This is a genomic window from Terrihabitans soli, from assembly GCF_014191545.1.
GTDB lineage: Bacteria > Pseudomonadota > Alphaproteobacteria > Rhizobiales > Methylopilaceae > Flaviflagellibacter > Flaviflagellibacter soli.
On sequence record NZ_AP023361.1, the window covers coordinates 1,692,582 to 1,719,108 of the forward strand.

Below are 26,527 nucleotides of genomic sequence, written 5' to 3' on the forward strand. Positions count from 1 at the left end.
TTCCCAGTTCAAGGCTTAGTCGGCGGCGCTCCGATGACGTCCGGCACGTGCTGTCCGTGCGGATGATCAGGATCGGGCGAGTGCGTCGAGTAATTGCCGGGCGTTCCTTCGCGTCCGTCAATGCCGTAGATCGCGATGTGCAGCCCCCAATAGCCCGCGACGAAAATCGCAAAACATGCCGCGATGGCAGCGGGCACGACGGCGATCGATGTACGGACTTTCGGCAGGAAATGCAGCTCGCGCGTATGATCGACGGCGATGGCGACGATGACGGCCATGATCAAAGCATGGCCGATGAGATCAACGCGGCCGAACGGATAGACGGCGGCGTTAAAGATGATGAACAGCGCAATCGCCGACAGTCGACGGACAAGCGGCGTCCACAAAAGACCGAAGCCCAAAGTGAACTCGGTGACGCCGGCCATCGGAATGAACACATCGCGCGGCATGCCGAAGGTCAGGAACGGCCGCTCTTCGACCAGCGGATAGAACCAGTCGGGATAGGCGAATTTTTCGAGGCTCGACCACATCAGAGCGATGGCAACACCCCAGCGCAGAACCTCAAACCGGTGCTTGCGCCATTCGGGATTGTTTGAGGCTTCCAGCACGAGATAGAGCGCAACACCGACCCCGAGCGCGAGATAATCGAGCAGATGGAAAACATCGTAATCGCGTAGCGCAATGACCCAGAGCGCAACGATGCCGAAACCGGCGAGCGGCTGGGTGCGGCGCGAGAAGATCAGCCCGGCGATGACAAGCTGCATCCAGGACACCCATTCCGCGGGCGTTCTAAGATCGGGGGTAAGATACACGCCGCCGACGGCAAAGATCGCAACGAAGAAGGCGGCGATGATGACGCGCACGAAATCGTCGAGACGCTTCCACAAGGGATCGGTAATGCGGTCCATCGCGGCGAGAACCCCTTCCCCGAACCGCGATTGTTCGATGACGCGCGTCGCAAGAAAGAAGACGAGCACAAGTACGATGCCGACCCAGAACCAGGTATTGGTGAGCGTGGTGCTGACATCGGCCGGCGGCGCGCCGACGATATAGGGTGCGAACCATTTCACATGGGCGCTGGCTGGCGTCGCGAGAAGCGAAAGCACGGCGGTGGCGAGAAGGCCCCTCCCCGCCAATTCTCTATGTCGGTGCATCAAGACGTTTCCCCCAGTCCTCAGGCCGCCTCGCCGCGATACGCTTGCGGCAGGTCTGCCTCCACCCCTCGCTAAGCTCGGCAATCTCGGCGATGCCCGCAAGCTCGTTGAGATCGATCTCATGCGCGAGCATTACCCGCATCACCCGGCCGACACTCCAATCCGGCTGGAGCCGTTCGGCAAGAGCCAATCTGCTGCCGGGATCTACGGTCCCGGCCTGGAGAACGCGATAATACCAACCTGTACGTGCAGTCGCCCGCACGCGGCGCGCCAGCTCCGGCCAGCCCGAATGGGCGTTGAGGCGCCAGCACGGCTGACGTCCCTGGCTGATCTGAAGGATGACGCCGCCGAGCCGAAAGACATCGCCGATGCAGACATCGTCTTCCATCAATCCGAGCGTCGAGAGATTTTCGCCGAAGCCCGGCGGATCGCCGAACAAGGCGATGGAGGGCTCCTCCCTCCTCCACGCCTCATAATGTTCGCGCGGATAATGATGGATCGCTTTTTCCGGGCCGCCATGAACGCGGGTGTCGCCCTGATGATCGCCGACAATACCGAACTCGGTCACCGTCCAGGGGCCTTCAACCGCATGTTTGGCGATGCCGCTGGCCGCACCGTGCGGTCCGAGCGGCGCAATCTTTCCGCAATAGATCCGGTCGACGACGGGCTCGCTCATGCCGGGCGCCGCTTATGCTCCTTGAAGATGAGCCAGAGATTGCGCGCATAGATGATGAGGCCGAGCGCCTGCCCGGCAATGAACACCGGATCCTTGCGATAGACGGCGTAGACCAGCAGCAGGACGCCGCCACCGACCGAGAAGAACCAGAAGGCGACGGGAAGAACCGAGCGCTTGGCGCGCTCCGAGGCGATCCACTGCACGACAAAGCGCATCATGAACATGAACTGCGCGACGAAGCCGAGCAGCACCCAGCCATCGATCCCGGCGACGAAAACCTCGTGCAGCCAGAGAGACAAACGTTCAAACATCACATCACCTCAGTCGTCTCGGCCGCGCCGCGGAAACGCTTCTTGATCCACCACACGCCGAAGAGATCGAGCACGCCCCTGAGGCCGCGGTCGAAAATGCCGTAATTGGATGTGCCGTGGCCGCGCGGGCGATCGACGACCTCGACCCATTCGGCGGAAAAGCCTTCGCGGCTGACAAGCGCGGGAATGAAGCGGTGCCAGCCGTCGAAAAACGGCAGACGGCGGAAGAGATCGGCCGGCACGACCTTCAGACCGCAGCCCGAGTCCTTCGCACCATCCTTCAAGAGACCGCCGCGGACCGCATTGGCAAAGCGCGACGCATATTTCTTCAGCGTGCCGTCCGTACGCTTCAGCCTGCGGCCCATGGCAAGGCCGCATTGCGGGCCGCCGCGCTCGAGCGCGTCCAGCAGCGCGGGGAAATAGGCCGGATTGTTCTGGCCGTCGCCGTCGAGCGTTGCGATGACATCGCCTTTGGCCGCCCACACGCCGGTGCGGACCGCACCGGACTGGCCGAGCGCTTTGGCGTGCCGGATATGGCGCACCGGCACCCCCGCCTGGCGCTTCTTCACGAGCACCGATGCGGTCTCGTCGGTCGAGGCATCGTCGACGATGATGATCTCATGCGCGCGCGGTTTGAGCGCGGCATGGATTTCGTCGATCAGCGTTTCGAGATTTTTCGCTTCATTGCGCGCCGGCACAACGACGGACACGAGCGCGCTTGCGGAATTGGCCATGGGAACCTTGGGAAAGTCTGCCCTTCAAACCGTTTTCGGGGCGGGGTTTTCGAACGCCACTCCTAGCTCCTGTCCACCCCGCTCGGCAATGATCGTGGGGTGACAGTCGACCGGATCGTGCTCGTCGCACATGAGGCATATTTTCTTATATCTACTGGTGGGCAGTGTCACGCGAGCCTTGCTCCCGCGGCATGACACGGGGATAACGCGTGAGATAAAGCCCTGAAGGAGCTTACGTGACCCCGTCCCGCGACATTGCCCGCCTCATCGAGATCATGGCCGCCCTGCGCCATCCCGAGACCGGCTGCGCCTGGGACCTGAAGCAGAATTTTTCGACCATCGCGCCCTATACGCTCGAGGAGGCCGCGGAGGTTGCCGACGCCATTGCCCGGGGCGATCTTGAGGATCTGCGCGAGGAATTGGGCGATCTTCTCCTGCAGGTCGTCTTCCATGCCCGCATGGCGGAGGAAGAAGGCGCGTTCGCCTTTCCCGATGTCGTCGAGGCGATCAATGAAAAGCTGATCCGACGCCATCCGCATATTTTCGGTGAGACGCAAAATCTGACGGCCGACGAGATCAAAGGCATTTGGGACAAGATCAAGGCGCAGGAGAAAGCCGAACGCGCCGTGCGCCGCGGGCCCGAGGCCTCAAATGGTCTTCTGTCGTCCGTGCCCGCCGCCCTCCCCTCGCTGTCGCGCGCGGTGGCGCTGCAGGCGAAAGCGGGAACTGTCGGCTTTGACTGGAATTCAGCGCGCCTCGTTCTGAAGAAAATCCGCGAAGAAGCCGATGAGGTCGAAGAAGCGCTCGATGAGAGCGCGAGCGATGAAGAACGGCTCGACGAGATCGGCGATCTTCTGTTCGCGGTCGCAAATCTCGCGCGGCATGTGAAAGCCGATCCGGAAATTGCGCTGCGCCGCGCCAATGCGAAATTCGAACGCCGCTTCCGCTTCATCGAGGCAGAACTGAAAAAGCGCGGCAAGACAACAGCCGAGTCAAATCTCGCAGAGATGGATGCGCTCTGGAACGCGGCGAAACTCGCGGAGCGTGAGGCTTAAGCGTTTAGGAAACGCCGGCGCACGCCTTCAGCGCGTTCGGGAGCGACACGCACGGTCAGCTTCAGCAAGCCGTCTTCGCCGTCCTCGCGTTCCAGCACTTCGGTGTGTTCGTAGAGCCAGTGCAGCCCCTCGCCGTCGGCGGAGCTGATTTCAAGTTCCATGGTCGAGCGTCCGGCCGACACGCGCTGTTCGATCTCATCGAGCAGTGCGGCAACGCCCTCGCCCGTCAGTGCCGAGACGACAACGGGCTTGTTCTTTTCGCGCTTAGCGACTTCGCGCAGACGGTCTGCGGCGTCCGCGTCCAGCGCGTCGATCTTGTTCCAGATTTCGATGAGCTTTCCGGAATGCGGGTCGACACCAAGTTCGGTCAGGATCGAGGTGACGTCCTGCGCCTGCGCTTCGGTGTCGCCGTGCGAGATGTCGCGCACATGCAAGATGACATCAGCTTCAAGAACTTCTTCGAGCGTCGCACGGAACGCGGCGATGAGCGTCGTCGGAAGATCGGAGATGAACCCGACCGTGTCCGACATGATGACGCGCGTGCCGTGCGGCAGATCGATCGAGCGCAAAGTCGGGTCGAGCGTTGCGAACAGCATATCGGCCGCAAGAACCTCGGACTGCGTCATGCGGTTGAACAGCGTCGACTTGCCGGCATTCGTATAACCGACCATCGCGACGATCGGATAAGGGACGCGCTTGCGGCTTGAGCGGTGAAGGCCGCGCGTGCGCCGCACCTGATCGAGTTCGCGTTCGATCTTGTGAATACGCTCGCCGATGACACGGCGATCGCTCTCGATCTGCGTTTCGCCGGGGCCGCCAAGAAAGCCAAAGCCGCCGCGCTGACGCTCAAGATGCGTCCAGGAGCGGACGAGCCGGCTCTTCTGCCAGTTGAGATGCGCAAGCTCGACCTGCAGCGTGCCTTCCTTCGTGCGCGCCCGGCGGCCGAAGATCTCGAGAATGAGACCGGTGCGGTCGAGCACCTTGCACGCCCATGCCGTTTCGAGATTGCGCTGCTGCACCGGAGAAAGAGCCGTATCGACGACGACAAGCCCTGCATCGTTGGCGCGGACAATGCCGGCCAGCTCTTCGACCTTGCCGGTGCCGATAAAAGTCGCGGGCCGGATCTGGCTCAGCGGCACAAGGCCGGAGCTGACGACTTCGAGATCGATCGCGAGCGCAAGGCCGACAGCCTCGTCGAGACGCGCCTGCGGGCTGCGCAAGGCCGTCGACACGGCTTTGCCCTCTCGCAGATACGGCACGATGACGACGGCACGTCCGGTGGATCCCTCCCCCGGCGGCGACGGCAGATCGGTGTCGGTTTTACGTTGCGGTCCGGTCAATCCGCCTTCTCGTCATCCGTCCCCTCGAACAGGGAAATAGGATGACCCGGCATGATCGTCGAGATGGCGTGTTTGTAGACGAGCTGAGAATGCCCGTCGCGCCGCAAGAGAACGCAGAAATTGTCGAACCAGGTGACAACACCCTGCAATTTCACGCCGTTCACGAGAAATATCGTAAGCGGTACTTTGTGCTTGCGGACGTAATTGAGGAAAGTGTCCTGAAGATTTTGGGCTCGGTCGGCCATTTTGTTATTGTCCTCCGGGTCTGCTTGTCAGCGCTCTCTTGGGCGAGCGCTGCGCCAGACTTCACGTTACCGTCATTAGACTGAAGCACGCTTCGTTTCGCAAGTGAAACCGGCGTTTCAGATGGACCGCCATGCGGCAATAGCATGGAAGCCTGACCTCAGGCGCTTGACGAGAGGGCCGGGCTTTCCCCCTCCAATTGCTGCGGAATCCAGCTCGATCACCGGTGTCACAATAGTCGTTGCCGAGGTGATGAAAGCTTCTTTTGCGACTTTAGCCTCGGTTACGGTAAACGCCCTCTCTTCAACCTTCAGACCCTCTTTGCGGGCAAGGTCGATCAGCGTCGTCCGCGTCACCCCGCGCAGGATGCCGCTTTCCGCGGGGCGCGTAATCAGCACGTCTTCTTCGGAAATAATCCAGGCATTGCTCGAGCCGCCTTCGGTGATGAAACCGTCCCGATCGACAAACCAGGCTTCGCGGGCGCCGGCGGCTTTGGCCTGCATTTTGGCCAGCACATTGGGCAAGAGCCCCGTCGTCTTTATGTCGACCCGCTCCCAGCGGTTCTCCGGAACGGTGACGACACGTATACCTTCCGCGGCAACGCTCTCGCCCTTTAGCGGATCGACCGAGCGCGCGGTCACGACGAGTGTCGGCGGCACATCATCGGCCGGAAAGAAAAATTCGCGGCGTGCAACACCGCGCGTCACCTGCAGATAGACGAGCCCGCTGCGGACGCGATTGCGGTGCAGCACTTCGGTGAGCACGACGCTGAGGCATGCCTCGTTCATCGGAGCCGCCATTTTCAGCTCGTCGAGAGACCGCTTCAGGCGGGCGAAATGGCGCGGCTCGTCGATAATGCGGCCGTCGCGAACCTCGCAGACTTCATAGACACCGTCGGCAAACTGAAAGCCGCGGTCATCGATATGCACCGAAGCTTCGGCATAAGGCACATAGCGGCCGTTGACATAGACAATGCGGCTCAACGGGAAACTCCGTCAGAAGAATTCGAGGCTGACGCGGAAAAGCTGCTCGACGCGTTTGACGCGGGCAGCCTCTGCGAAAAGAACCACGCGGTCCTGCGCCTGCAGAACCGTGTCGCCGCCCGGAAAGATGATTTTGCCGTTACGGTAGACGGCGCCGATACGCATGCCTTCGAACACGTCGAGTTCGCGCAGCGGCACGCCGACAAGCGGCGAGGTCTGCAGCGCTTCGGCTTCAATCAGCTCCGCCCGCCCTTCAAGCACCGAATAGAGGCCGCGGATGCGGCCGCGGCGGACATGGCGCAGGATGCGCGAGACGGTGACGCCGCGCGGATTGATCTGCATGTCGACGCCGAGATCGGCGATAAGGCCGCCGAGCGCCACGGTATTGACGAGGGCAAGGCTGCGCCGGCAGCCGATTTTCTTGGCAAGGCCCGCCGACAGAACATTGACACGCTCATCATTCGTCACGGCGACGAACGTGTCGGCATGCTCAACATCGGCTTCGCGTAAAACCGCGTCATCGAGCGCGCTGCCGTTGAGAACGACCCCGCGCTTGAAGTCGTCGGCGATCTCGAGCGCTCGTGCCGCATTCGGCTCGACCACTTTGACGGAGGCGCCCTTGACCCGCTCTTCCAGCTGGCGCGCAACATAGACACCGATATTACCGCCGCCTGCGACAACCACGCGGCTGGCCGGCGGCTGATCGCGCCCGAAGATCACGAGGGTGCGTTGCAGCTGCTCTTTCTCGGCGGCGACATACACAAGATCGCCAGCGATGAGGCTGTCGAAACTGCGCGGAGCAAACACGCGCTCTCCACGTTTGACGCCGATGACGCGGGCTTTGAGATCCGGAAAAAGCTCCGTCAGCTGACTCAGCGGCGTATCGATGACCGGGCAGTCCTCGGCGCATTCGATGGCGGCAACGACGAGTTTATCGTCAGCGAAGCCGAGCGTATCCGCCGCGCCAGGTACGGCGAGCCGCCGCAGCACGGCCTCGCCGACTTCCAGCTCGGGCGAAATGACGACATCGATCGCAAGATTGTCGCGCGCGAAGAGCTCGGACCATTCGGGCGAGAGATAGTTCTGGGCGCGAATACGCGCGACTTTCGTCGGCACGTTGAAGAGGTTATGGGCCACATGGCAGGCCACCATATTGACCTCGTCCGACTGGGTGACGGCGATCAGCATGTCGGCCTGTTCGAGACCGGCCTGGGCCAGCACATCGGGATGTGAACCGTGGCCGACAAAGCCGCGAACTTCGAGACTGTCGGAGATCGTCTGGATCAGCCTTGGCTGCAGATCGATGACCGAAACGTCATTGCCTTCGGCCGCGAGCCGTTCGGCAATGCCGAAACCCACCTGTCCCGCCCCGCAGATAACGACCTTCATCGCGCGCCCATCCGAGCCATGGGCTTAGCGCAAGCCAAAGCCCGCGTCACCGCCCTCCCCGGCCGGTTCATCCGATTTCAAGCGCTTTGAGTTTGCGGTGGAGCGCCGAGCGCTCCATGCCGATGAACTCGGCGGTACGGGAGATATTGCCGCCGAAACGGCTGATCTGGGCCATCAGATATTGCCGTTCGAAGACTTCCCTGGCCTCGCGCAGGGCCATGCCCATCAAAGCCTCGCCGCCCGCGCCGTTCGGCGTCGGCGGCACCATAGTGCCGATTTCGGACGGCAGCATCGAGGCGGTGACGACCGCATCGGGATCGCCGCCGGCAAGGATCAGCAGGCGTTCGATATTGTTGCGCAGCTGCCGGACATTGCCCGGCCAGTCATGCGACTGCAGGACGGCCAGAGCGTCCTCGCCAATGACACGCTTCGGCAGACCCGTCTGCAGCGAAATCTGATCGAGGAAATAATCGATCGTCTCCGGGATGTCCTCGCGCCGCTCGGCGAGACCCGGCACGCGGATCGGCACGACCGACAGACGGTGAAATAGATCTTCGCGGAAATTGCCGAGGGCGATTTCTCCAGGAAGATCGCGGCTCGTCGAGGAGATGATGCGCACATCGACATTGACCCGCTGCGAGCCGCCGACACGCGTGAAGTTCTGATCGACAAGAACCCGCAAAATCTTGTTCTGCGTCTCGCGCGGCATGTCCGCCACTTCATCGATGAAGAGCGATCCGCCATGCGCCTCTTCCAGCGCGCCGACCTGACGGGCCCGACCGTTGCCGTCGCCTTCGACGCCGAACAGCGCCGTTTCCATATTCTCCGGCGTGATCGCCGCGGCATTGACGGCAATGAAAGGGCCGTTGGAGCGCTGCGAGATGGCGTGCATCGTGCGCGCCGCAAGCTCCTTGCCCGAGCCCGGAGCGCCGGAAATCATGACGCGGCTATTGGTCGGCGCAACGCGCTCGATCGTGGCGCGCAGCTGGTTCATTACCGAGGACTTACCGATCAGGCGCGACGCATGGCCCGATTGCTGGCGCAGATCGCGCAGTTCGCGCCGCATGCGCGAAGCCTCGAGTGCGCGGCTCGCGACCAGAACGAGGCGATCGGCCTTGAAGGGCTTTTCAATGAAATCGTAGGCGCCCTTTTTGATCGCGGCGACCGCGGTTTCGATATTGCCGTGGCCGGAGATCATGACCACGGGAACGTCGGGATGGCTTTCCTTGATAACGTCGAGAATTTGCATGCCGTCGAGCTTGGAGCCCTGCAGCCAGATATCGAGGAAGATCAGGTGCGGGCGCCGCTCTTCGACGGCAGCCACCGCTTGATCGCTGTTGCGTGCGACGCGAGTGTTGTAACCCTCGTCTTCAAGGATACCCGCAACAAGTTCGCGGATGTCGGCTTCGTCATCGACGATCAGAATATCTGCACTCATGCGCCTACTTCCGTTTTTGTTTCTTGTTGTTCTTCAGTCGCAGCGTTTTGCGGAAGCCACAAAGTGACTCGCGCGCCACGCCCTCCCAGACTGACCGCCGGGGCATCGGCGAGTTCGATACCGCCACCATGCTCTTCCAGAATCTTGGTAACGATGGCGAGACCAAGGCCGGTGCCTTTCTCGCGCGTCGTCATATATGGCTCGAGGAGGCGCGATCGGTTTTCCGTTGGCAGCCCCAAACCATTATCTGTCACCGCGATGGAGATGCGGGTCTGATCGGAGCGCACCTCGACGAGGATACGCCCCTCGCCGCGCTCGGACTCGGAGACCGCCGCGATGCTTTCCGCCGCGTTCTTCACGATATTGGTCACCGCCTGCGACATAAGGCGATCGTCGAAACGGGCGATGAGCGGATCGTCCGGCGCGGTGAGATCCATGGTGATTTCCGGATAGCCGACCCGCATCATCATCACTGCGCGGCGCACCGATTCGGACACGTTGGCAGGCTCGATCACGGGCTTGGGCATCCGCGCGAAGGACGAGAATTCGTCCACCATGCGTTTGATGTCTTCAACTTGGCGGACGATCGTGTCGGTACACTGATCGAACACTTCGCGGTCTTCGGTGATGTTCTTGCCGTATTTGCGGCGGATGCGCTCGGCCGAAAGCTGAATGGGTGTCAGCGGGTTCTTGATCTCGTGCGCGATGCGGCGGGCAACGTCCGCCCAGGCCGAGGTGCGCTGCGCGGTGACGAGGTCCGTAATATCGTCAAGCGTGACGACATAGCCGTGTTCGGGCGCCACCGATTGCTCGCGCGTGACGCGGACATTGACCGTCCGCTCGCGGCCGGCGCGGGTGAAGGTGACGGTACCTTGAACGCGATTGCGGCCGGTCGTCGCCTCATCCATGAGCTCGACGAATTCCGGCGCGAGATCGGCGAGCGGCCGGTGCAGCATTTCTTCTTCGCTTGCGCCGAAAAGCTGGCTTGCGCTTCGGTTGACGAGGGTAATGCGGCCGTCCCCGGTAAGACCGATCACTCCGGCGGTGACGCCCGACAGAACGGCTTCCGTAAAGCGGCGGCGTTCGTCGATCTGTTCCGAGGCTTCGAGTAGCGCGTTGCGCTGCGTTCTGAGCTGCGCCGTCATGCGGTTGAAGGTCTCGGAAAGACCGCCGAGATCGCCCTCGCCTTTGCCGTGCGGCACCTGAACATAAAGATTGCCGGCGGCGACCTGATCGGCTGCGCCGATAAGGCGGCTGATCGGCGAGACAAGACGGTTTGCGAAGGCAAGACCGATCCAGATCGCGGCGAGAAGCAAGGTGAGGCCGATGACGAGATACATCAGGCCGAACGCCACCTGCACGCCGAAGCGGCGCCGGTCGAGCGCGATATATTCGGCGGCCGCGGCTTCCGTCATGCGCAGATAATGGGTCGCGCGCGGATCGACGGCGCGCACCACAAACACCCACAGATCGTCATAGCCCTGCAGCTTGAACACCGCGCCGATCAGATTGGCGCTGTTCGGCGACAGGATCGCCGGCTCCTTGTCGGTCGCCTGGGTGAAGGCATTGGGCGGCGGCATCTGTACCGGACGGCCGCCATCATTGGCGGCACGCTCGACCACCGTCAGGTCGCGTTTGATGATGTAGGTCGCCTGCATGCCGCGGATGGTCGACTGGACGGTGACAAGATCGCGGAAGCGATCGCGCTCATTGTCGAAAAGCGGACGGGCGCGGTTGATATCGCTGGCCATGGCGAGCGTTTCGGCGCGGATGGTGCGAAACTGTTCTTCGAGATAGGCGCGCGAGACGACGAGCGCGTTGTCGACAATGGTGCGGGCGCGGGTCGAGAACCATTGGTCGAGGCCTCGGTCGAGCGTGATGACGGCCACGGCCGCCAGCAGCAGTGCCGGCGTCACCGCGATAATGCCGAAGAGAAGAATGACCTGCTTATGAAGGCCGGCGCCCGCCCGCTTGCGGTGACGGGCCAGGACCAGAACGCGCGCCTGCCAGACAATGATGCCGAGCAAGAGCACGCCGAAGCCGACATTGATGCAAAGCGTGGTGACGACGACGGTATGGGTCGGCGAAAGCGGGGTCAGCCCGGCGAGGACCAGAAAGGTCGTTAGCGTCGACAGCAGGGCCAGAACGAGGATGACGAAGCCCACCCGGGACGGGCCGGGCGGCGCAACCGAAATCGGCTCCGGGGTCTGCGATCCTGCAGCGCTCAGCGTATCGATGGCCACTTCGTCCCCGCCCTTGTGAGGGCCCCACTCTTAACGCGACTGATGCACGCGCGCGACAGTGTTGTTTGAATGTGACAGCTTCGGGGCGAATTGCGACTTTTACCGGGCGTCGGCGATTTTACCGGGCGTTCCGGATAACCCTCAGATCCAGATCACGAATTTTCTTCCGGAGGGTGTTCCGGTTGAGCCCCAGCAACTCGGCCGCGCGGATCTGATTTCCACGGGTTGCTGCAAGGGCGGCCCCGAGAAGCGGCTGCTCGATCTCCCGGAGAATCCGGTGATAGAGCCCGGGAGGCGGCAGGGCCTCCCCATACTGGCCGAAATAATTCGACAGGAAGCGCTCGACCGCCGGACCGATTTCGTCCGGCAGACCGCCCCGCTCCTCCTCACCGGAGATGACCGACGGCTCGGCAAGTTCGGTCTCGACGATATTGGCGGTGATGACGTCCTGCGGATAAAGCGCGGCCAGACGCCGGATCAGGTTTTCGAGCTCACGCACATTGCCCGGCCAGCGATAGCGCTTCATGCGGTCCAGCGCCGCCGCATCGATCTGCTTCTGCGGCAGGCCTTCGCGTTCGGCCAGAGCAAAGAAGTGACGGACGAGATCCGGCACGTCTTCGGCACGTTCGCGCAAAGGCGGCAGGCGGATCGGGACAACGTTCAGGCGGAAGAACAGATCTTCGCGGAACAGACCCTGTTGAATCAGAATTTTGAGGTCCTTGTTCGTCGCGGCGACGATGCGGACATTGGTCTTGATCGGCGTGCGGCCGCCGACCGTTGTGTATTCGCCCTGCTGCAACACGCGCAGAAGCCGCGTCTGGGCTTCCATCGGCATATCGCCGATTTCGTCGAGAAAGAGCGTGCCGCCTTCGGCCTGTTCGAAACGGCCGGTCGAGCGCGCCTGCGCGCCGGTGAAGGCGCCCTTCTCATGGCCGAAGAGTTCGGACTCGATGAGATCGCGCGGGATCGCCGCCATATTGATCGCAACGAACGGGCCGGTGCGGCGCTTGCCGTAATCGTGCAGCGCGCGGGCGACGAGTTCCTTGCCGGTGCCGCTCTCGCCCGAGATCATGACGGTGAGATCCGTCTGCATCAGGCGCGCCAGCACGCGGTAGATGTCCTGCATCGCCGAAGAGCGGCCGACGAGCGGAATGTTCTCGACCTCGTCATTGGCCGCGAGTTTTTCGGCTTGCGCTTTCGGCTCGGTCAGCGCGCGGCCGACGATCGCCAGCACTTCCTTCAGATCGAAGGGCTTCGGCAGATATTCGTAGGCGCCGCGTTCAGAGGCGCGGATCGCCGTCATGAACGTGTTCTGCGCGCTCATGACGATGATCGGCAGTTCCGGACGGAATTTCTTGATGCGCGGCAGAAGGTCGAAAGCGTTCTCGTCGGGCATCACGACGTCGGTGATGATGAGATCGCCCTCACCTTGCGTCACCCAGCGCCAGAGCGTCGCCGCATTGCCGGCGGTACGGACTTCATAACCCGCCCGCGAAAGAGCCTGATTGAGAACGGTGCGGATGGCCGCATCGTCATCGGCGACTAGAATGCTGCCGTTGGCCATCACGCAAGATCTCCCGCATCGGCCGGCGCTTCACCGGCAAAGATCGGCATAAGAATTCGGAACGTCGTGTTTCGCGGCTGCGACTGGCATTCGACGATGCCGCCATGATCGCCGACGATTTTCGCAACCAATGCAAGGCCGAGGCCAGAGCCCGTCGGCTTCGTCGTGACGAAGGGATCGAACAGGTGCGGCAGAAGATCGTCGGAGACCCCCGCCCCGTTATCGCGCACGCAGATTTCGAGCGGCAGCGAAACACGCGCCTGCGCACCGGGCACACTCAGGCGCACGCCCGGACGGAACGCCGTCGTGATCTGGATTTCGGCCTCAGGCGTTGCGCCGACGGCCTCGGCCGCATTCTTCACGAGATTGAGGAAGACCTGCACAAGCTGATCGCGGTTCGCCAGAACCGGCGGCAGCGAGGGATCGTAATCCTCGACGATTTTGATATCGCGCGCAAAGCCCGACTGCGCGAGCCGCCGCACATGTTCGAGCACGACATGGATATTGACGGCTTCACGCTCGATCGGCCGCTCGTCGGAGAAAATCTCCATGCGATCGACGAGTTTCACGATGCGGTCGGTCTCGTCGCAAATAAGACGTGTCAGAGCACGGTCCTCGTCGGCGGCGGAGCTTTCGAGAAGCTGCGCCGCGCCGCGAATGCCCGACAGCGGGTTCTTGATTTCATGCGCCAGCATGGACGCAAGCGCGATGACCGAGCGCGCCGCGCCGCGATGCGTCAGCTGGCGGTTCATCTTGTCGGCGATCGTGCGCTCCTGGAGCATGACGACGAGATGGCCGGGGGTTTCGCTGTGCGGGGCGATATGGATGTCGACGACTCGCGAGGCGCCGATGCGCGGCGAGCCGAGATCGACGCGGTATTCGTTGACCGGCGCGCCGCGGCGGCGGACCTGATCGAGCTGCAGAAGGATCGGCGAGCCGAAGGGCACGATGTCGGCGAGCGGCAGGCGCCGCAGCAAGGTCGCGCTCATGCGGAAGAAGGTTTCGGCCGCGGCATTGGCGCCGGTGATGCGGTCGCGGTCGTCGATCGAAAGGATCGGATGCGGGAGAGCGTTGATGACGCCTTCGGCATCGGCGAAACCGATTGAACGGACGAAGTTTTCAGCAGTGAGAACGCTCATGCGGCAATCTTCCAGGCGAGTTTGTCGTAGGCGGCAGCAAGCTTCATCTGCGCGTCTTCCGGGGTCGAGGCCGTAAGTACGGCCGCCTTGACCAAGGGATCGGCGGTTATTCCGACGCTGCGCGCTGCTTCGTCGAGATACCAGCCGAGATGCTTGCGGGCGTGGCGAAGCCCGGTCTCGCGGCCGTAAATGGTCAGAAGCCCGTCATAGTGTTCGCGGGCCAAAGCGTGCTGCTCGGCAAGGCTCGGGGCCGCGCGGCGCTCGCCGGTCATGAGGAAATGCGCGATCTGCCCGGGGAACCAGGGACGCCCCTGCGCGCCGCGGCCGACCATGACGGCGTCGGCGCCGGACGCATCCAGCATCAAGGGCGCATCGTCGAGCGTGGTGAGATCGCCATTGGCGATGACGGGAATGGTAACGGCGTCCTTGACCGGGCGGATCGCTGCCCAATCGGCGCGGCCGGTGAAAAACTGTTCGCGCGTGCGGCCATGGACGGTGACGACTTTGATGCCGGCGCTTTCGGCGCGACGCGCCAGCTGCGGCGCCACGAGCGATTTGTCGTCCCAGCCGAGACGCATTTTCAGCGTCACCGGGACCTCAACCGCGCCGACGGTCGCTTCGATCAGCGTCAGCGCATGATCGAGGTCCTTCATCAGCGCCGAGCCGGAATGACCGCCCGTCACTTTCTTCACCGGGCAGCCCATATTGATGTCGATGATGTCGGCGCCGGAGCCTTCCGCCACTTTGGCGGCCTCCGCCATCCATTTGGCTTCGCGGCCGGCAAGCTGGACGACATGGATATCCATGTCCTCGCCCTCGGCGCGCAGGCGTGCTTCCTGATCGCCGGTCGCCAATTCCTTGCACGCCACCATTTCGGACACGGCCAGACCCGCCCCGAGGCGGACGGCGATCCGGCGGAATACAATGTCGGTGACCCCCGACATGGGCGCGAGAACCACAGGGTTCGGGGCCGAATTTGGTCCAATGGTCAGCGCCGGCAACAGCCGGCCCTCGTTAACTATGACCAAGATTTAGGCACTCCCCAATCTGCCCATTACCTAAGCAGATGAGGTTTGGCCGGGCAAGTCCCCAAACGTGGGGGAGACATGTTGGCGCGGCTCGTCTAGAAGGCAGGCCACTCCGGAGAATGCCTTGTCCACAATCGCTGTCATCGTCGTCGCCGCCGGCCGGGGAACCCGTGCCGGGGGAACGCCGGGCAGTCCCGCCAAGCAATATCGCACCATTGGCGGCCGCCCCGTTCTGGCCCGATCGCTCGAAGCTTTCAGCTCCCATCCCCGCGTTTCGGCCATTGTGACGGTAATCCATCCGGACGACCGCGACCTCTACGCGCTTTCAAGCGAGGGGCTCGGCAAGCTGGTCGACCCCGTCACCGGCGGCGCCACGCGCCAGGAAAGCGTCCGCAAGGGCCTTGCGGCTCTCGAAGCCTCAAAGCCCGAGATCGTCCTGATCCACGACGCCGCCCGGCCTTTCGTGCCGGCCGATGTCATCGACCGCGCCATCGAAGCGGCGAAGAAGACCGGCGCCGCGGTTCCGGTCCTACCCGTCTCCGACACGATTGCGGTCTGCGAGGGCGACAGCCGCGGCGAGACGCTCGATCGTGCAAAATTGCGCAGCGTGCAGACGCCGCAGAGCTTCCGCTATGCCGACATCACCGCCGCGCACAAAAAAGCGGCCGAGGAAGGCCGTGAGGACTTCACCGATGACGGCGCGGTCGCCTCGCATATCGGCCTGACCGTTTCGGTCTTTGCCGGCGATCCCGCGAACACCAAACTGACGACGCCCGAAGACTTCACCCGCGCCGAGGAACGCATGCTCGCCAATCTGCCCGATATTCGCACCGGCACCGGTTTTGACGTGCACGAATTTGTGCCCGGCGATCATGTGACGCTCGGCGGGGTGAAAATCCCGCACGACAAGAAACTCAGCGGCCATTCGGATGCGGATGTCGTTCTGCATGCGCTGTGCGATGCAATCTTCGGCGCGCTCGGTGACGGCGATATCGGTTCGCATTTCCCGCCGTCCGACATGCAGTGGAAGGGCGCCGAGAGCTCGAAATTCCTCGCCTTCGCCCGCGACCGCGTGAAGGCGCGCGGCGGCATGATCGCCAATGTCGATATTTCGGTGATGAGCGAAGCGCCGAAGATCGGCCCGCATCGCGAGGCCATGCAGAAGAAGATCGGCGAAGTGCTCGGCATCGCGCCGGACCGCGTCGGCATCAAGGCGACGACCATGGAAGGTCTTGGCTTTGTCGGCCGCCGCGAAGGCCTGTGCGCTATTGCGACGGCCACGATCCGTTTACCGCTCTGACGCGTTATCCTCGGTTCGGGGAGTTCGCATGCACGACGCACAAAATCTGGAGTTCTCGCGCATCGACAAGGCGCTGATTATCGCTGCCTGGGATCTGCTCGATCTCTGCAAGGCGAAGGGCCTGACCATCGTCACCGCCGAGAGCTGTACGGGCGGGCTTGTGGCTGCCGCCCTCACCGATGCGCCGGGCGCATCCAAGGTCGTCGATGGCGGCTTCGTTACCTATTCCAACGAGGCCAAACAGGCCTGCCTGAAGGTTCCGAAAGAGCTTCTCGACCGGCACGGCGCGGTGAGCGAGCCCGTCGCGCGCGCCATGGCCGAAGGGGCGCTCGCCGCCTCCCCCGCCGATCTTGCGGTGTCGATCACCGGCATTGCCGGGCCCGAAGGAGGCACGGCTGAAAAACCCGTCGGCCTCGTGCATTTCGCTGCCGCGCGGCGCGGCGGGCCGACCATCCACCGCGAAAAACGCTTCGGCGATACTGGCCGCGGTCAGGTGCGCCGCGACGCGGCTATGGAAGCAATCGCGCTTCTCACCGAAATTGCCAAACTCCGCTAGCCGGCGCGCGCGTCAGTAACCGAGTTTTTTGAGCTGGCGGCGGAAGGCTCCGAAAATATCGGAGTAATCGTCCGTCCAGGCTCTGTGCTCTTTCTGCTCAGGATCGACTGCCATTTTCGTCCAGCCTTCGAGCGAGGGCAGCGCGCCGAGCGCCTGTTCGTAGCGCGCCAGGGCAACGACCTGCGAGGTGGCGAGCAGACGCGGCCCGTAATCGGGTTTTGCGTCTTCCATCTTCGACCAGGCAACCAGATCGAGATCGCGCGCCAGCGCGCCGACTTCCGGCAGAAGATCGAGATGGCGGTTCGAAATGTGCAGCACGAGAACGCCGTTCGGCGCGAGATGATCGAAATAGAGCTGCAGCGCTTCCTTGGTCAGAAGATGGATCGGGATCGCATCCGATGAGAAGGCGTCGATCAGCAGAAGCTCGTATTTTTCCTTGGCTTCGGCGAGCGTGATGCGCGCATCGCCAAGACGGATTTCGGCATCTGGCGCGCAGGCCGGCAGGAATTTGAATTTGCCGCTGTCGCGCGCAATGTCGATGATCTGCTGATCGATTTCGTAGAAGTGCCAAGTCTCGCCCTGTTCCTTGTAGCAGGCGAGCGATCCTGTTCCGAGACCGACAATGCCGACCGGCGACAGGCGCACGCTGTGTCCCGCCTCGCGCGCGGCGCGGATGACCTCCGCCATCGGCGACTGCGTGTGGTAATAGGTCAGCGGTTCTGGCCAGCCGGCACGCGGTTTGCCGTTTTCGATCTGCGCCGCGCCGTGCAGCGTCGTGCCGTTGAACAGGACGCGGAAAATCCCCGAGGCATAATCCTGAATCTTGTGCACGCCGAAGAAGCTGCGGGTCAGTTCGATCGTGCCCGATTTCGGCGCAACGATGCCGCCCACCAGCATGGTGAAAGCCAGCAGCGCGACGGTAACAAGCCGCCACATGCGGCTGATGAGAAGAATGACGGCAACCAGCGTAAAGACCGCGATTTTGAAAATATTGTCCTGATCGAGGTTCAGGGTTTTGCCTGTCGTCCAGGCAAAGATCGAGATGATGAGGCCGGCGGCTAAAATCGTCAGCGCAGCCTTGATCTCTTCTTTGTCCAGCCGTTCGGGCCGCACGAGGACGAGCAAAGTCGCGACCAGAAGGATCGGATATTCAAGAATGGTCGGGAAGATATAGGGCGCAGCCAATCCGGTGAACGCGCCGCCTAGGACACCGCCGAGCGACATCCAGAGATAGAATTCGGTCAGCCGGTCCGCCGGCGGGCGCAGCGCGTACAGACGCGAATGCGCGGCCATCACCGCGACGAAGAAGGTCACGAGATGAAGGCCGATCAGCCAGAGCGTCGGCAGAATGCCGCGGATCAGGTAATCCGTCGCAACAAAGATGAGCAACGCCGGAAGAAGGATCGCGAGCAGGTAATAAGGAATGACCGGGCGTTCGCGGAACACCAGCACAAAGGTCAGAAGGAAGATCGCAAGCGGAATGACCCAGAGGAACGGCGCGGCGGCAACGTCGGTCGAAATATGCGCGGTGACGGCGACGAGCAGCGCGGTCGGAACGAAAGCAAGAAAGATCCAGACGAGGCGCCGTATCGGCGTGATCGGAGGCGAGACCGCCCGCACCGGCTCCACATTGATCGCGCCGCGATTGGCGTAAAGACCCAAAGCTGCGATCGACAGAAGGAGCACGACATAACCGGCGGACCAGTAATGCGTCTGCTCCGTCAGCGTCAGCGCCGGCTCGATGATAAAGGGATAACCGAGCAGCGCGATGAAGCTGCCGAGATTGGATGCGCCGTAGAGAAAGTACGGATCCTCGCCGCCGGGCGCTCCGGTACGCGCAAACCAGGCCTGCAGCAGCGGCGCATTGGCCGACAGCGCAAAAAACGGCACGCCGATCGACACGCCGAATAGGCCGAGGAGATAGAATATCTGGCCCTCGGCCGGCGGGCGTCCCCAGCCCGCAGCAAGCGCCAGCGGCAGAAACAGCGCGCCGAGCAGGAGCACGGCGATGTGAACGCAGGCGCCGGCTTTGGGGCCCACATAACGGATCAGAAGATGGGCATAGGCATAGCCTGCGAGCAGAACGCCCTGGAAGAAGACCAGTGCCACCGACCAGACGCCCGGCGCCCCGCCGAGCCGCGGCAGCACCATTTTAGCGAACATGGGCTGGACGGCGAACAAGAGGGTCGCGGATAAAAATAAAGCCGCCCCAAAGGCATAAAGTGCGGCGCGGCCTGCCCCCACCGCCGTCCGGGAAGACGGCGCGCTCTTCAAGACCATAACCCCTCCCTAGCAACTCGGATGTTTCCGAGTTGCGCTCTGTTTATTGGCGAAGTCGGGAACACCCGACTTCGCATGGAAGCAGCGGACTTGGCGCCGCCTCTCAATTGGTGGCCGGAGACTCCGCTAAATCACGGCGCTTGTAAACAAAATCCGCTCTGGCCTCAAAGGCATCGGCGAACTTCAGGAAGGCCCGTTCGAACACGGTTCCGACGACAAGGCCGAGCGTGCGGCTCTTCATCTGCCAGGCGATGAAAAAATCGACGTCCGAGGACGTCTCATCCACGGGGATGAATTTCCAGCGGTTCACCAGCGAGGCGAACGGGCCGGTGATATATTCGACGTCGATGGTCAGCGCTTCGGGATCGAGCGTGACGCGGCTCGTGAACGTGTCGCGGAACATGGAATAGGCGACGGTCATATCGGCAAGGATGACGGTCTTGCCGTCGCGCTCCTCGCGCTTTTTGACCTTGAGCGCCTCGCAGAGCGGCACGAAGCGCGGATAGTGCTCGACATGGGCGACGAGATCGAACATGTCGCTGGCGGAGTGCTGCACCCGCTTGACGGCGTGATGTTCGCCCATCGTATTTACTCGGCGGCGGTCTTGGCCGCCCGCGCCGCGCGGAGCTTTTCGAAATCCTCGCCCGCATGATGCGAAGAGCGCGTCAGCGGGCTCGCCGAGACCTTCAGGAAGCCCTTGGAGTAGGCAACGGTCTCATAGCCCGAGAACTCATCGGGCGTGACGAAGCGCACGATCGCATGATGTTTGCGCGTCGGCTGCAGATACTGGCCGATGGTAAGGAAATCGACATCGGCCGAGCGCAGATCGTCCATCAGCTGCAGAATCTCGTTCCGCTCTTCGCCGAGCCCGACCATGATGCCGGATTTGGTGAAGATCTGCGGATCGAGCTCCTTGACGCGCTGCAGGAGGCGCACCGAATGGAAGTAGCGCGCACCGGGCCGCACCGTCACATAGAGCGAGGGCACGGTTTCGAGATTGTGGTTGAAGACATCGGGACGCGCCGCAACGACTTTTTCCAGAGCGCCGTCCTTGCGCAGGAAGTCGGGTGTCAGAACCTCGATCGTCGTGCCGGGGCTTGCGGCGCGGATGGCATGAATGACATCGGCGAAATGCTGGGCACCACCGTCATCGAGATCGTCGCGGTCGACCGAGGTGATGACGACATGGTTGAGGCCGAGCTTGGCGACAGCCTCCGCCACGCGGCGCGGCTCATCCGCATCGACGCCGGCGGCGGGCTTTCCGGTGCGGACATTGCAGAACGAACAGGCGCGCGTGCAGGTGTCGCCGAGGATCATGAAGGTCGCGTGCTTCTTCGACCAGCACTCGCCGATATTGGGGCAGCCGGCCTCCTCGCACACCGTCACGAGCTTGTTGGTGCGGACTATCTCCTGTGTCTCGCGATAGACCGGCGAGCCGGGCGCGCGGACGCGGATCCAGTCGGGCTTTTTCAGCACCTCGGTATCGGGCCGGTGCGCCTTTTCGGGATGGCGCGGCCCGCGAGGATTGTTGATCAGGTCGAGAACGACGGTCATCGGGCCTTGAACGCGGGGACGCGGTGGAGCGACACACTAGTATAGGATGCTTGCCGGTCCATAAACAGGCGCTGGGCGCATGGCTGGCCGTACGAGGTTAAACCTCTGATCGGCCTCTATAAGCCGGTCCCTGCCTCGCCGATTGAATGTGGCCGTGGGCAATGTCTATAGTTGTACACCGTCCCGCCTGCACTTCCGACCCAAAACTCCGAGTCGCCCATGCACGAGCCGCTACCCGCTTTGGCCGCCGTCCCCCCTTTGGGGACTCCCATGATCTTTTCGGGCCCTAAAGGGATCTTCGTCCGGCTCTGCATAAGAGGCGGCCTGCTTGAGCTGGTCACGCTCGGCTTCTACCGGTTCTGGTTGACGACCGATATCCGGCGCCATTTATGGGCCCATACCTCTGTCGGCGGCGATCCGGCGGAATATACCGGCCGCGCCCGCGAGCTTCTGATCGGCTTTCTGATCGCGATGGCGGTCCTTGTGCCGATTTATGCCGGGTTCTTCGTGCTGACACTGGAAGCCGAACGCATCCAGGCGTTCGCCAGCGTGCCGCTTGGCCTTCTGTTCTACGTCCTCATCCAATACGCCATCTACCGCGCGCGCCGTTACCGCGTGACGCGCACGGTCTGGCGCGGCCTGCGCTTTTCGATGGGCGGATCGGGTTGGGGCTATGCCTGGCGTGCGGTGCTCTGGACGCTGTTCGCCGCGCTGACTCTCGGCATCGCCTGGCCGTGGCGCACAGCCGCGCTTGAACGCTACATGATGCAGCATACGGCCTATGGCTCGTTGCAGGGCGAGTTTCACGGCAAGGGCTGGGACCTCTTCAAACAAGTCTGGTATCTGCCGCTCGTGTTTCCGATCGCGCTTATCCTCGTGATCGGCCTGCCGGTGATCGTCGCCTGGTTCCGCGCCATTGAATACCGCTGGTGGATTTCAAATCTGAAGCTCGGCGATGTCAGCTTCGAATGCGATATCGACAATGGCGATCTCATCCTGCCCTACATCATGGTGTGGGTGTGGTCGGCCGTTGCCGGCGCGGTTTTCTTTGCCGTTGTGGTCGGCGGCTCCTTCGGGATTGCCTATGCCGGCTTCTCCGAAGAAGAGATTGCGATATTGATGCAGCATCCGGCGGCCATCGCCGGCTTCGCCGGTCTTTACCTTCTGCTCGCCATCGCGACCGGCGTTGCCATGCGCGTTTATCTGATGCGCGATTTCTGGGCGAAGATCGTCAGCATGACCGAGGTCTACAATCTTTCGGCCGCCGACAATGTCGAAGGTCAAGGCGAACTCGCCAGCGCCATCGGCGAAGGCTTTGCCGACGGTCTCGATATCGGCGGCTTCTGACGCAATGTCCGCTGATGCGCCCATGCTTGCGGTGTTCTACGACGGGGCGTCGAACCGCAAGCACAGAGTGGAACTTCAAGCTGGCGAAAAGCTGGACATCGTCGAAGACGGCGTGGTGCTCGATGCCTGGGTGTTCCAGGATATCCGCCGGGTCGACGGCGACATGGCGCTGCGTCTCACTTCGATTTCAGCACCCCCGCTGGCGCGCATCGATATCGACGACGCAGCGACGGCCGAGCGGCTGAACGCTCTCTTGCCGAAGACTGAGCATCTGCAGGAAAAGCGGCAGACCGTACGCATTATCGGTTGGTCGCTCGCAGCCATCGCCTCGATTATTTTGATGATCCTTTATGGCATCCCGTTCGTCGCCGAGCGCCTGACGCCGCTCGTGCCGCGCGATCTCGAAACGCGGCTCGGCGAGGCCGTGGACAGCCAGTTTCTCAGCCTCACCGGCGCCAAGACCTGCTCCGGCATCCAGGGCCGCCGGGCGTTTGCAAAACTGATGCAGAAGATCAATGGCGGGCACCCGGTCGAAGCCGAAGTGCTCTCGCTCGACATGGTCAATGCCGTCACTCTGCCCGGCGACAAGGTCTATCTGTTCAAAGGCATGCTTGAGAAGGCCGAGAGCGTCGACGAGATCGCCGGCGTCATGGCGCATGAAGTGGGTCATGCGCGGCACCGGCACGGGTTGGAAACACTCATCCAGACCGGCGGCACATCCTATCTGCTCGGCCTTCTGTTCGGCGACATCACCGGCTCGACGGCGGTCATCTTCGCCGCGCAGTCTCTTCTCGACGCATCGCATTCACGCGATGCCGAAACCGAAGCCGACGATTTCGCTGTCGAAGCGATGACCAAACTCGGCCGCTCACCCGTGCCGCTGGGTGAATTCCTGAAAAGGCTGACCGGTGATCAGACGGCGACGATCCTCGACAGCCATCCGGTGAGTTCGGAGCGGCTCGCGCGGATACGGCAGTCTGACGTCAAGACGACCGGACCCGCGCTTCTGACCGATGCGGAATGGGACGCGCTCAAGGATATCTGCAAGAGCTAAGTCCCGAGGGCTCAGGCCGACGGACGGCCTCGGAAGATGCCCAGAAGGAAAAGCAGCACGATCGCGCCGACCGACGAGACGAGAAGGCTCGCCCACCAGCCGTGGAACGCGATGCCGAGGACGCCGGCGAGCCAGCCGCCGAGCAGCGCGCCGACAAGGCCGACGATGAGATTGGTGATCAGGCCGTGACTGCGGCTCATCACCTTCTCGGCGATGAAGCCCGCAAGAATGCCGATCACGATTGTTGCAAACCAACCAACGCCTTCCATTTACGCCTCCTCTTAGGGGGAACCCCAATGTCGGCAGGACAACGCCGCAATCAAGGTCATGGATGCATCGGGGAGCGAAAAATTCTTCGCAACCCGGCGTAGCTGCTCACATATTCAGGACGCGGCCATAGGCGTCGAGCACGCTTTCCTTCATCGTTTCCGAGAGGGTCGGATGCGGGAAGATCGTGTGGATCAGCTCTTCTTCCGTCGTCTCCAGATTCATTGCAATGACGAAGCCCTGGATAAGCTCAGTGACTTCCGCGCCCGACAGATGCGCGCCCAAAAGCTCGCCCGTCTTGGCATCGAAGATTGTCTTGCAGATGCCGTCCGCTTCGCCGAGCGCAATGGCCTTGCCGTTGCCGATGAACGGGAAGCGGCCGATTTTGACCTGACGCCCCTGCTCTTTCGCCTTCGCTTCGGTCAGGCCGACGCTGGCGATCTGCGGGTGGCAATAGGTGCAGCCCGGGATCTTGGCCTTGTCGAGCGCATGGACTTTGAGGCCCTTGATCATCTCGACACAGGTGACGCCCTCATGCTCGGCCTTGTGCGCGAGCATCGGAGGACCCGCGACATCGCCGATGGCGTACACGCCTTTGACGTTGGTGCGGCCGTAACCGTCGGTGACGATGATGCCACGATCGGTTTTGACGCCGACTGCTTCAAGGCCGATATTTTCGATATTGCCGACGACGCCGACAGCCGAGATAACCTTCTCGGCGGTGATCGTTTCCGTCTTGCCGCCGACCTCGATGGTCGCGGTCACGGCATCGGCTTTCTTATCGAGCTTCGTGACCTTGGCCCCGGTCAGAATCTTGATGCCCTGCTTCTCGAACTGCTTGCGGGCAAAGGCGGCGATATCCGCATCTTCAACCGGCAGGATCTGCGGCAGGACTTCGACGATCGTCACCTCGGAACCGAGCGAGCGGTAGAAGCTTGCGAACTCGACGCCGATGGCGCCGGAGCCGACAACGAGCAGCGATTTCGGAAACTTGTCCGGGTTCATCGCTTCGAAATAGGTCCAGACCTTTTTCTTGTCGGGCTCAAGACCCGGCAGGACGCGCGGACGTGCGCCGGTCGCAACGATGATGTGCGCAGCTTTGTAGGTACCCGCGCCAAGCGCGCCTTTCGGCGCCTCAATCGCCGGGCCGAGCACGCCTTTGGTCGGCGCGGTGACCGCGATCTCACCGGCTTTCTTCAGCTTGGCGTCGCCCCAGATGGTCGCGATCTTGTTCTTCTTGAACAGGAACTGCACGCCGGTATTCATCTGCCCCGCAATGCCGCGCGAGCGCTTGATGATGGCGGCGATATCGAACCCGAACTTTTCGACCGTGAGGCCGTAATCCTTGGCGTGACCGAAGTAAGAGAAGATCTCCGCCGAGCGCAGCAGCGCTTTCGTCGGGATGCAGCCCCAGTTCGAGCAGATGCCGCCGAGATGCTCGCGCTCCACAACGGCCGTCCTGAAGCCGAGCTGCGCGGCGCGGATTGCGGCGACATAGCCGCCCGGCCCGCCGCCGATAATGATGATGTCGAACTCGTTCTCGGCCATTAGATCACCAGCCCGACGGGCTTTTCGATGTAACCTTTGAGCGTCTGCATGATCTCGGCGGCGTCCGCACCGTCGAGCACGCGGTGATCGCAGGACAAGGTCGCCGTCATGATCGTGCGAATCTCGATCTTGTCGTCGATGACGACCGCGCGCTTTTCGCTCGCGGCGACCGCAAGGATCGTCGAGTGCGGCGGGTTCACAATCGCGGTGAAGTTCGTGACGCCATACATGCCGAGATTGGAGATCGCTGTTGTGCCGCCCTGATATTCATGCGGCTTCAGCTTCTTTTCGCGGGCGCGCTTGGCGAGCGAGGAGCTTTCCTTCGACAGCTCCTGCAACGACTTGTCCTGCGCATTGCGAAGAATGGGCGTAATCAGACCGCCGCCGGGGATCGCAACCGCAATGCCGATATCGACATTGTGGTGGCGCAGCATGCCGGTTTCCGTCCACGACGCATTGCCCTGCGGATGCTTTTTCAGCGTCAGCGCGAAGGCCTTCACGACAAGATCGTTGACCGAAACGCGCCACACCGGCTTGCCGTCTTCCTTCGGCGCGAAAGAATTCATCTCCTCGCGCATGCGCAGCAGAGGGCCGACATCCATATCGACCGCGAGGAAGAAGTGCGGCACGACGATCATCGACTGCTGCATGCGCGTTGCGATCACGCGGCGCATGCCGTCATGCGGAACGACATCGTAGGAGCCGGGCTCGAACAGCGCCCGGATCTGATCGTCCGGCATCAGCGGCAGACCGCCAGCGCCTGCAGGCGCCTGACGCGCGGCGCCGGGCTGCGCCGTCTCGACATCCTTTTTGACGATGCGGCCATGCGGGCCGGAACCGGAGATCGCTCCGAGATCAACGCCACGATCTTTGGCGATGCGGCGCGCCAGCGGCGATGCAAAGACGCGGGCAGCGCCGTTTGCCTTCGGTGCGGGAGCCGGAGCTGCGGCAGGAGCGGTCGCCGCCGCCGGAGCGGGTTTTGGCGCTTCAGCCGCTTTCAGAACTTCCGCCTTCGGAGCTTCGGCTTTGGCTTCAGTTTTCGGCGCGGCGGCGGGCGCGCTCGCCGCGCTCGCATCTTCGCCCTCTTCGAGCAGCACGGCGATCGGGCGGTTCACCGCCACATCGTTCGTGCCTTCCGGAACAAGGATTTTGCCGAGCGTGCCTTCATCGACCGCTTCGACTTCCATCGTCGCTTTGTCGGTTTCGATTTCGGCGATGACATCGCCGGATTTGACCTTGTCGCCCTCTTTCTTGAGCCATTTGACCAGGTTGCCCTGCTCCATGGTCGGCGACAGTGCGGGCATCAGAATGTTGATCGGCATGG

Annotated in this window: 24 protein-coding genes; 5 read left to right on the top strand and 19 right to left on the bottom strand. The window is 62.5% G+C overall.

Annotation, left to right across the window (positions count from 1 at the left end; genetic code table 11):
* Positions 1 to 8: 8 nt before the first annotated feature.
* From IZ6_RS08770 to IZ6_RS08785, 4 genes are read right to left on the bottom strand one after another with little or no spacing between them, the layout of a single operon-like run.
* A complete protein-coding gene (locus IZ6_RS08770) occupies positions 9 to 1,154 on the bottom strand; it encodes a hypothetical protein (RefSeq protein ID WP_222874692.1) in 1,146 nt (381 codons plus the stop codon).
* The gene (locus tag IZ6_RS08775; RefSeq protein WP_222874693.1) at positions 1,141 to 1,830 is read right to left on the bottom strand and encodes an MOSC domain-containing protein; all 690 of its coding nucleotides are present in this window, start codon (positions 1,828 to 1,830) and stop codon (positions 1,141 to 1,143) included. Before IZ6_RS08775 ends, IZ6_RS08770 begins: the two co-directional genes overlap by 14 nt.
* Positions 1,827 to 2,141, bottom strand: coding sequence for a lipid-A-disaccharide synthase N-terminal domain-containing protein (locus tag IZ6_RS08780; protein WP_222874694.1), 315 nt, complete (start codon positions 2,139 to 2,141; stop codon positions 1,827 to 1,829). Before IZ6_RS08780 ends, IZ6_RS08775 begins: the two co-directional genes overlap by 4 nt.
* Complete coding sequence (locus tag IZ6_RS08785; protein ID WP_222874695.1) at positions 2,141 to 2,875, bottom strand: glycosyltransferase family 2 protein; 735 nt, start codon at positions 2,873 to 2,875, stop codon at positions 2,141 to 2,143. The genes IZ6_RS08780 and IZ6_RS08785 overlap by 1 nt, the downstream gene beginning before the upstream one ends.
* A gap of 236 nt (positions 2,876 to 3,111) precedes the next feature.
* Here IZ6_RS08785 and mazG point away from each other — a divergent pair, with 236 nt between their 5' ends.
* The gene (gene mazG / locus IZ6_RS08790) at positions 3,112 to 3,930 is read left to right on the top strand and encodes a nucleoside triphosphate pyrophosphohydrolase (RefSeq protein WP_222874696.1); all 819 of its coding nucleotides are present in this window, start codon (positions 3,112 to 3,114) and stop codon (positions 3,928 to 3,930) included.
* Here mazG and hflX read toward each other — a convergent pair.
* From hflX to dusB, 9 genes are all read right to left on the bottom strand, one after another.
* On the bottom strand, positions 3,927 to 5,270 hold the full coding sequence (gene hflX / locus IZ6_RS08795; RefSeq protein WP_222874697.1) for a GTPase HflX: 1,344 nt from the start codon (positions 5,268 to 5,270) through the stop codon (positions 3,927 to 3,929). The genes mazG and hflX overlap by 4 nt on opposite strands.
* Positions 5,267 to 5,515 carry an RNA chaperone Hfq gene (hfq, locus tag IZ6_RS08800; RefSeq protein ID WP_222874698.1) on the bottom strand — a complete coding sequence of 83 codons (249 nt, stop codon included), beginning with the start codon at positions 5,513 to 5,515 and terminating at the stop codon, positions 5,267 to 5,269. The genes hflX and hfq overlap by 4 nt, the downstream gene beginning before the upstream one ends.
* A 117-nt stretch (positions 5,516 to 5,632) precedes the next feature.
* On the bottom strand, positions 5,633 to 6,496 hold the full coding sequence (locus IZ6_RS08805) for a D-amino-acid transaminase (protein ID WP_222874699.1): 864 nt from the start codon (positions 6,494 to 6,496) through the stop codon (positions 5,633 to 5,635).
* A gap of 12 nt (positions 6,497 to 6,508) precedes the next feature.
* Positions 6,509 to 7,885 (bottom strand): Trk system potassium transporter TrkA, encoded by a 1,377-nt coding sequence (gene trkA / locus IZ6_RS08810; RefSeq protein WP_222874700.1) that lies wholly within the window; start codon positions 7,883 to 7,885, stop codon positions 6,509 to 6,511.
* A 67-nt stretch (positions 7,886 to 7,952) separates the two neighbouring features.
* Positions 7,953 to 9,323 (bottom strand): nitrogen assimilation response regulator NtrX, encoded by a 1,371-nt coding sequence (gene ntrX, locus IZ6_RS08815; protein WP_222874701.1) that lies wholly within the window; start codon positions 9,321 to 9,323, stop codon positions 7,953 to 7,955.
* Positions 9,320 to 11,566, bottom strand: a complete 2,247-nt coding sequence (locus IZ6_RS08820; protein ID WP_225873875.1) for a sensor histidine kinase NtrY-like — start codon at positions 11,564 to 11,566, stop codon at positions 9,320 to 9,322. Before IZ6_RS08820 ends, ntrX begins: the two co-directional genes overlap by 4 nt.
* Positions 11,567 to 11,684: 118 nt before the next feature.
* A complete protein-coding gene (gene ntrC, locus IZ6_RS08825) occupies positions 11,685 to 13,130 on the bottom strand; it encodes a nitrogen regulation protein NR(I) (protein WP_222874702.1) in 1,446 nt (481 codons plus the stop codon).
* A complete protein-coding gene (locus IZ6_RS08830) occupies positions 13,130 to 14,269 on the bottom strand; it encodes a two-component system sensor histidine kinase NtrB (RefSeq protein WP_222874703.1) in 1,140 nt (379 codons plus the stop codon). The genes ntrC and IZ6_RS08830 overlap by 1 nt, the downstream gene beginning before the upstream one ends.
* Positions 14,266 to 15,213 carry a tRNA dihydrouridine synthase DusB gene (gene dusB, locus IZ6_RS08835; RefSeq protein WP_222874704.1) on the bottom strand — a complete coding sequence of 316 codons (948 nt, stop codon included), beginning with the start codon at positions 15,211 to 15,213 and terminating at the stop codon, positions 14,266 to 14,268. The genes IZ6_RS08830 and dusB overlap by 4 nt, the downstream gene beginning before the upstream one ends.
* A gap of 208 nt (positions 15,214 to 15,421) precedes the next feature.
* On the opposite strand from dusB, the gene IZ6_RS08840 reads away from it, so the two are divergent.
* The gene (locus tag IZ6_RS08840; protein WP_222874705.1) at positions 15,422 to 16,597 is read left to right on the top strand and encodes a bifunctional 2-C-methyl-D-erythritol 4-phosphate cytidylyltransferase/2-C-methyl-D-erythritol 2,4-cyclodiphosphate synthase; all 1,176 of its coding nucleotides are present in this window, start codon (positions 15,422 to 15,424) and stop codon (positions 16,595 to 16,597) included.
* 28 nt (positions 16,598 to 16,625) lie between these two features.
* Positions 16,626 to 17,153, top strand: coding sequence for a CinA family protein (locus IZ6_RS08845; protein WP_222874706.1), 528 nt, complete (start codon positions 16,626 to 16,628; stop codon positions 17,151 to 17,153).
* Positions 17,154 to 17,165: 12 nt separating this feature from the next.
* Here the strand turns inward: IZ6_RS08845 and IZ6_RS08850 are convergent, their stop codons facing one another.
* The 3 genes from IZ6_RS08850 to lipA all read right to left on the bottom strand — a co-directional run bounded on the left by IZ6_RS08850 (position 17,166) and on the right by lipA (position 20,987).
* Positions 17,166 to 19,316: a fused MFS/spermidine synthase gene (locus IZ6_RS08850; RefSeq protein WP_222874707.1), complete on the bottom strand. Its 2,151-nt coding sequence runs from the start codon at positions 19,314 to 19,316 to the stop codon at positions 17,166 to 17,168.
* Positions 19,317 to 19,536: 220 nt separating this feature from the next.
* A complete protein-coding gene (locus IZ6_RS08855; protein ID WP_222874708.1) occupies positions 19,537 to 20,016 on the bottom strand; it encodes a type II toxin-antitoxin system RatA family toxin in 480 nt (159 codons plus the stop codon).
* Positions 20,017 to 20,021: 5 nt separating this feature from the next.
* Positions 20,022 to 20,987, bottom strand: coding sequence for a lipoyl synthase (gene lipA / locus IZ6_RS08860; RefSeq protein WP_222874709.1), 966 nt, complete (start codon positions 20,985 to 20,987; stop codon positions 20,022 to 20,024).
* Between the two features lie 270 nt (positions 20,988 to 21,257).
* On the opposite strand from lipA, the gene IZ6_RS08865 reads away from it, so the two are divergent.
* Both IZ6_RS08865 and IZ6_RS08870 read left to right on the top strand, forming a co-directional pair.
* Entirely contained in the window at positions 21,258 to 22,334 is a 1,077-nt protein-coding gene (locus IZ6_RS08865; protein WP_263971490.1) for a YjgN family protein, read from the top strand.
* 4 nt (positions 22,335 to 22,338) lie between these two features.
* On the top strand, positions 22,339 to 23,388 hold the full coding sequence (locus tag IZ6_RS08870) for a M48 family metallopeptidase (protein WP_225873877.1): 1,050 nt from the start codon (positions 22,339 to 22,341) through the stop codon (positions 23,386 to 23,388).
* A gap of 11 nt (positions 23,389 to 23,399) precedes the next feature.
* On the opposite strand, the gene IZ6_RS08875 is transcribed toward IZ6_RS08870, so the two are convergent.
* From IZ6_RS08875 to IZ6_RS08885, 3 genes are all read right to left on the bottom strand, one after another.
* A complete protein-coding gene (locus IZ6_RS08875) occupies positions 23,400 to 23,657 on the bottom strand; it encodes a GlsB/YeaQ/YmgE family stress response membrane protein (RefSeq protein WP_222874712.1) in 258 nt (85 codons plus the stop codon).
* A 106-nt stretch (positions 23,658 to 23,763) separates the two neighbouring features.
* Positions 23,764 to 25,203, bottom strand: coding sequence for a dihydrolipoyl dehydrogenase (lpdA, locus tag IZ6_RS08880; protein ID WP_222874713.1), 1,440 nt, complete (start codon positions 25,201 to 25,203; stop codon positions 23,764 to 23,766).
* Positions 25,203 to 26,525 carry a pyruvate dehydrogenase complex dihydrolipoamide acetyltransferase gene (locus IZ6_RS08885; RefSeq protein WP_222874714.1) on the bottom strand — a complete coding sequence of 441 codons (1,323 nt, stop codon included), beginning with the start codon at positions 26,523 to 26,525 and terminating at the stop codon, positions 25,203 to 25,205. Before IZ6_RS08885 ends, lpdA begins: the two co-directional genes overlap by 1 nt.
* Positions 26,526 to 26,527: the final 2 nt, after the last annotated feature.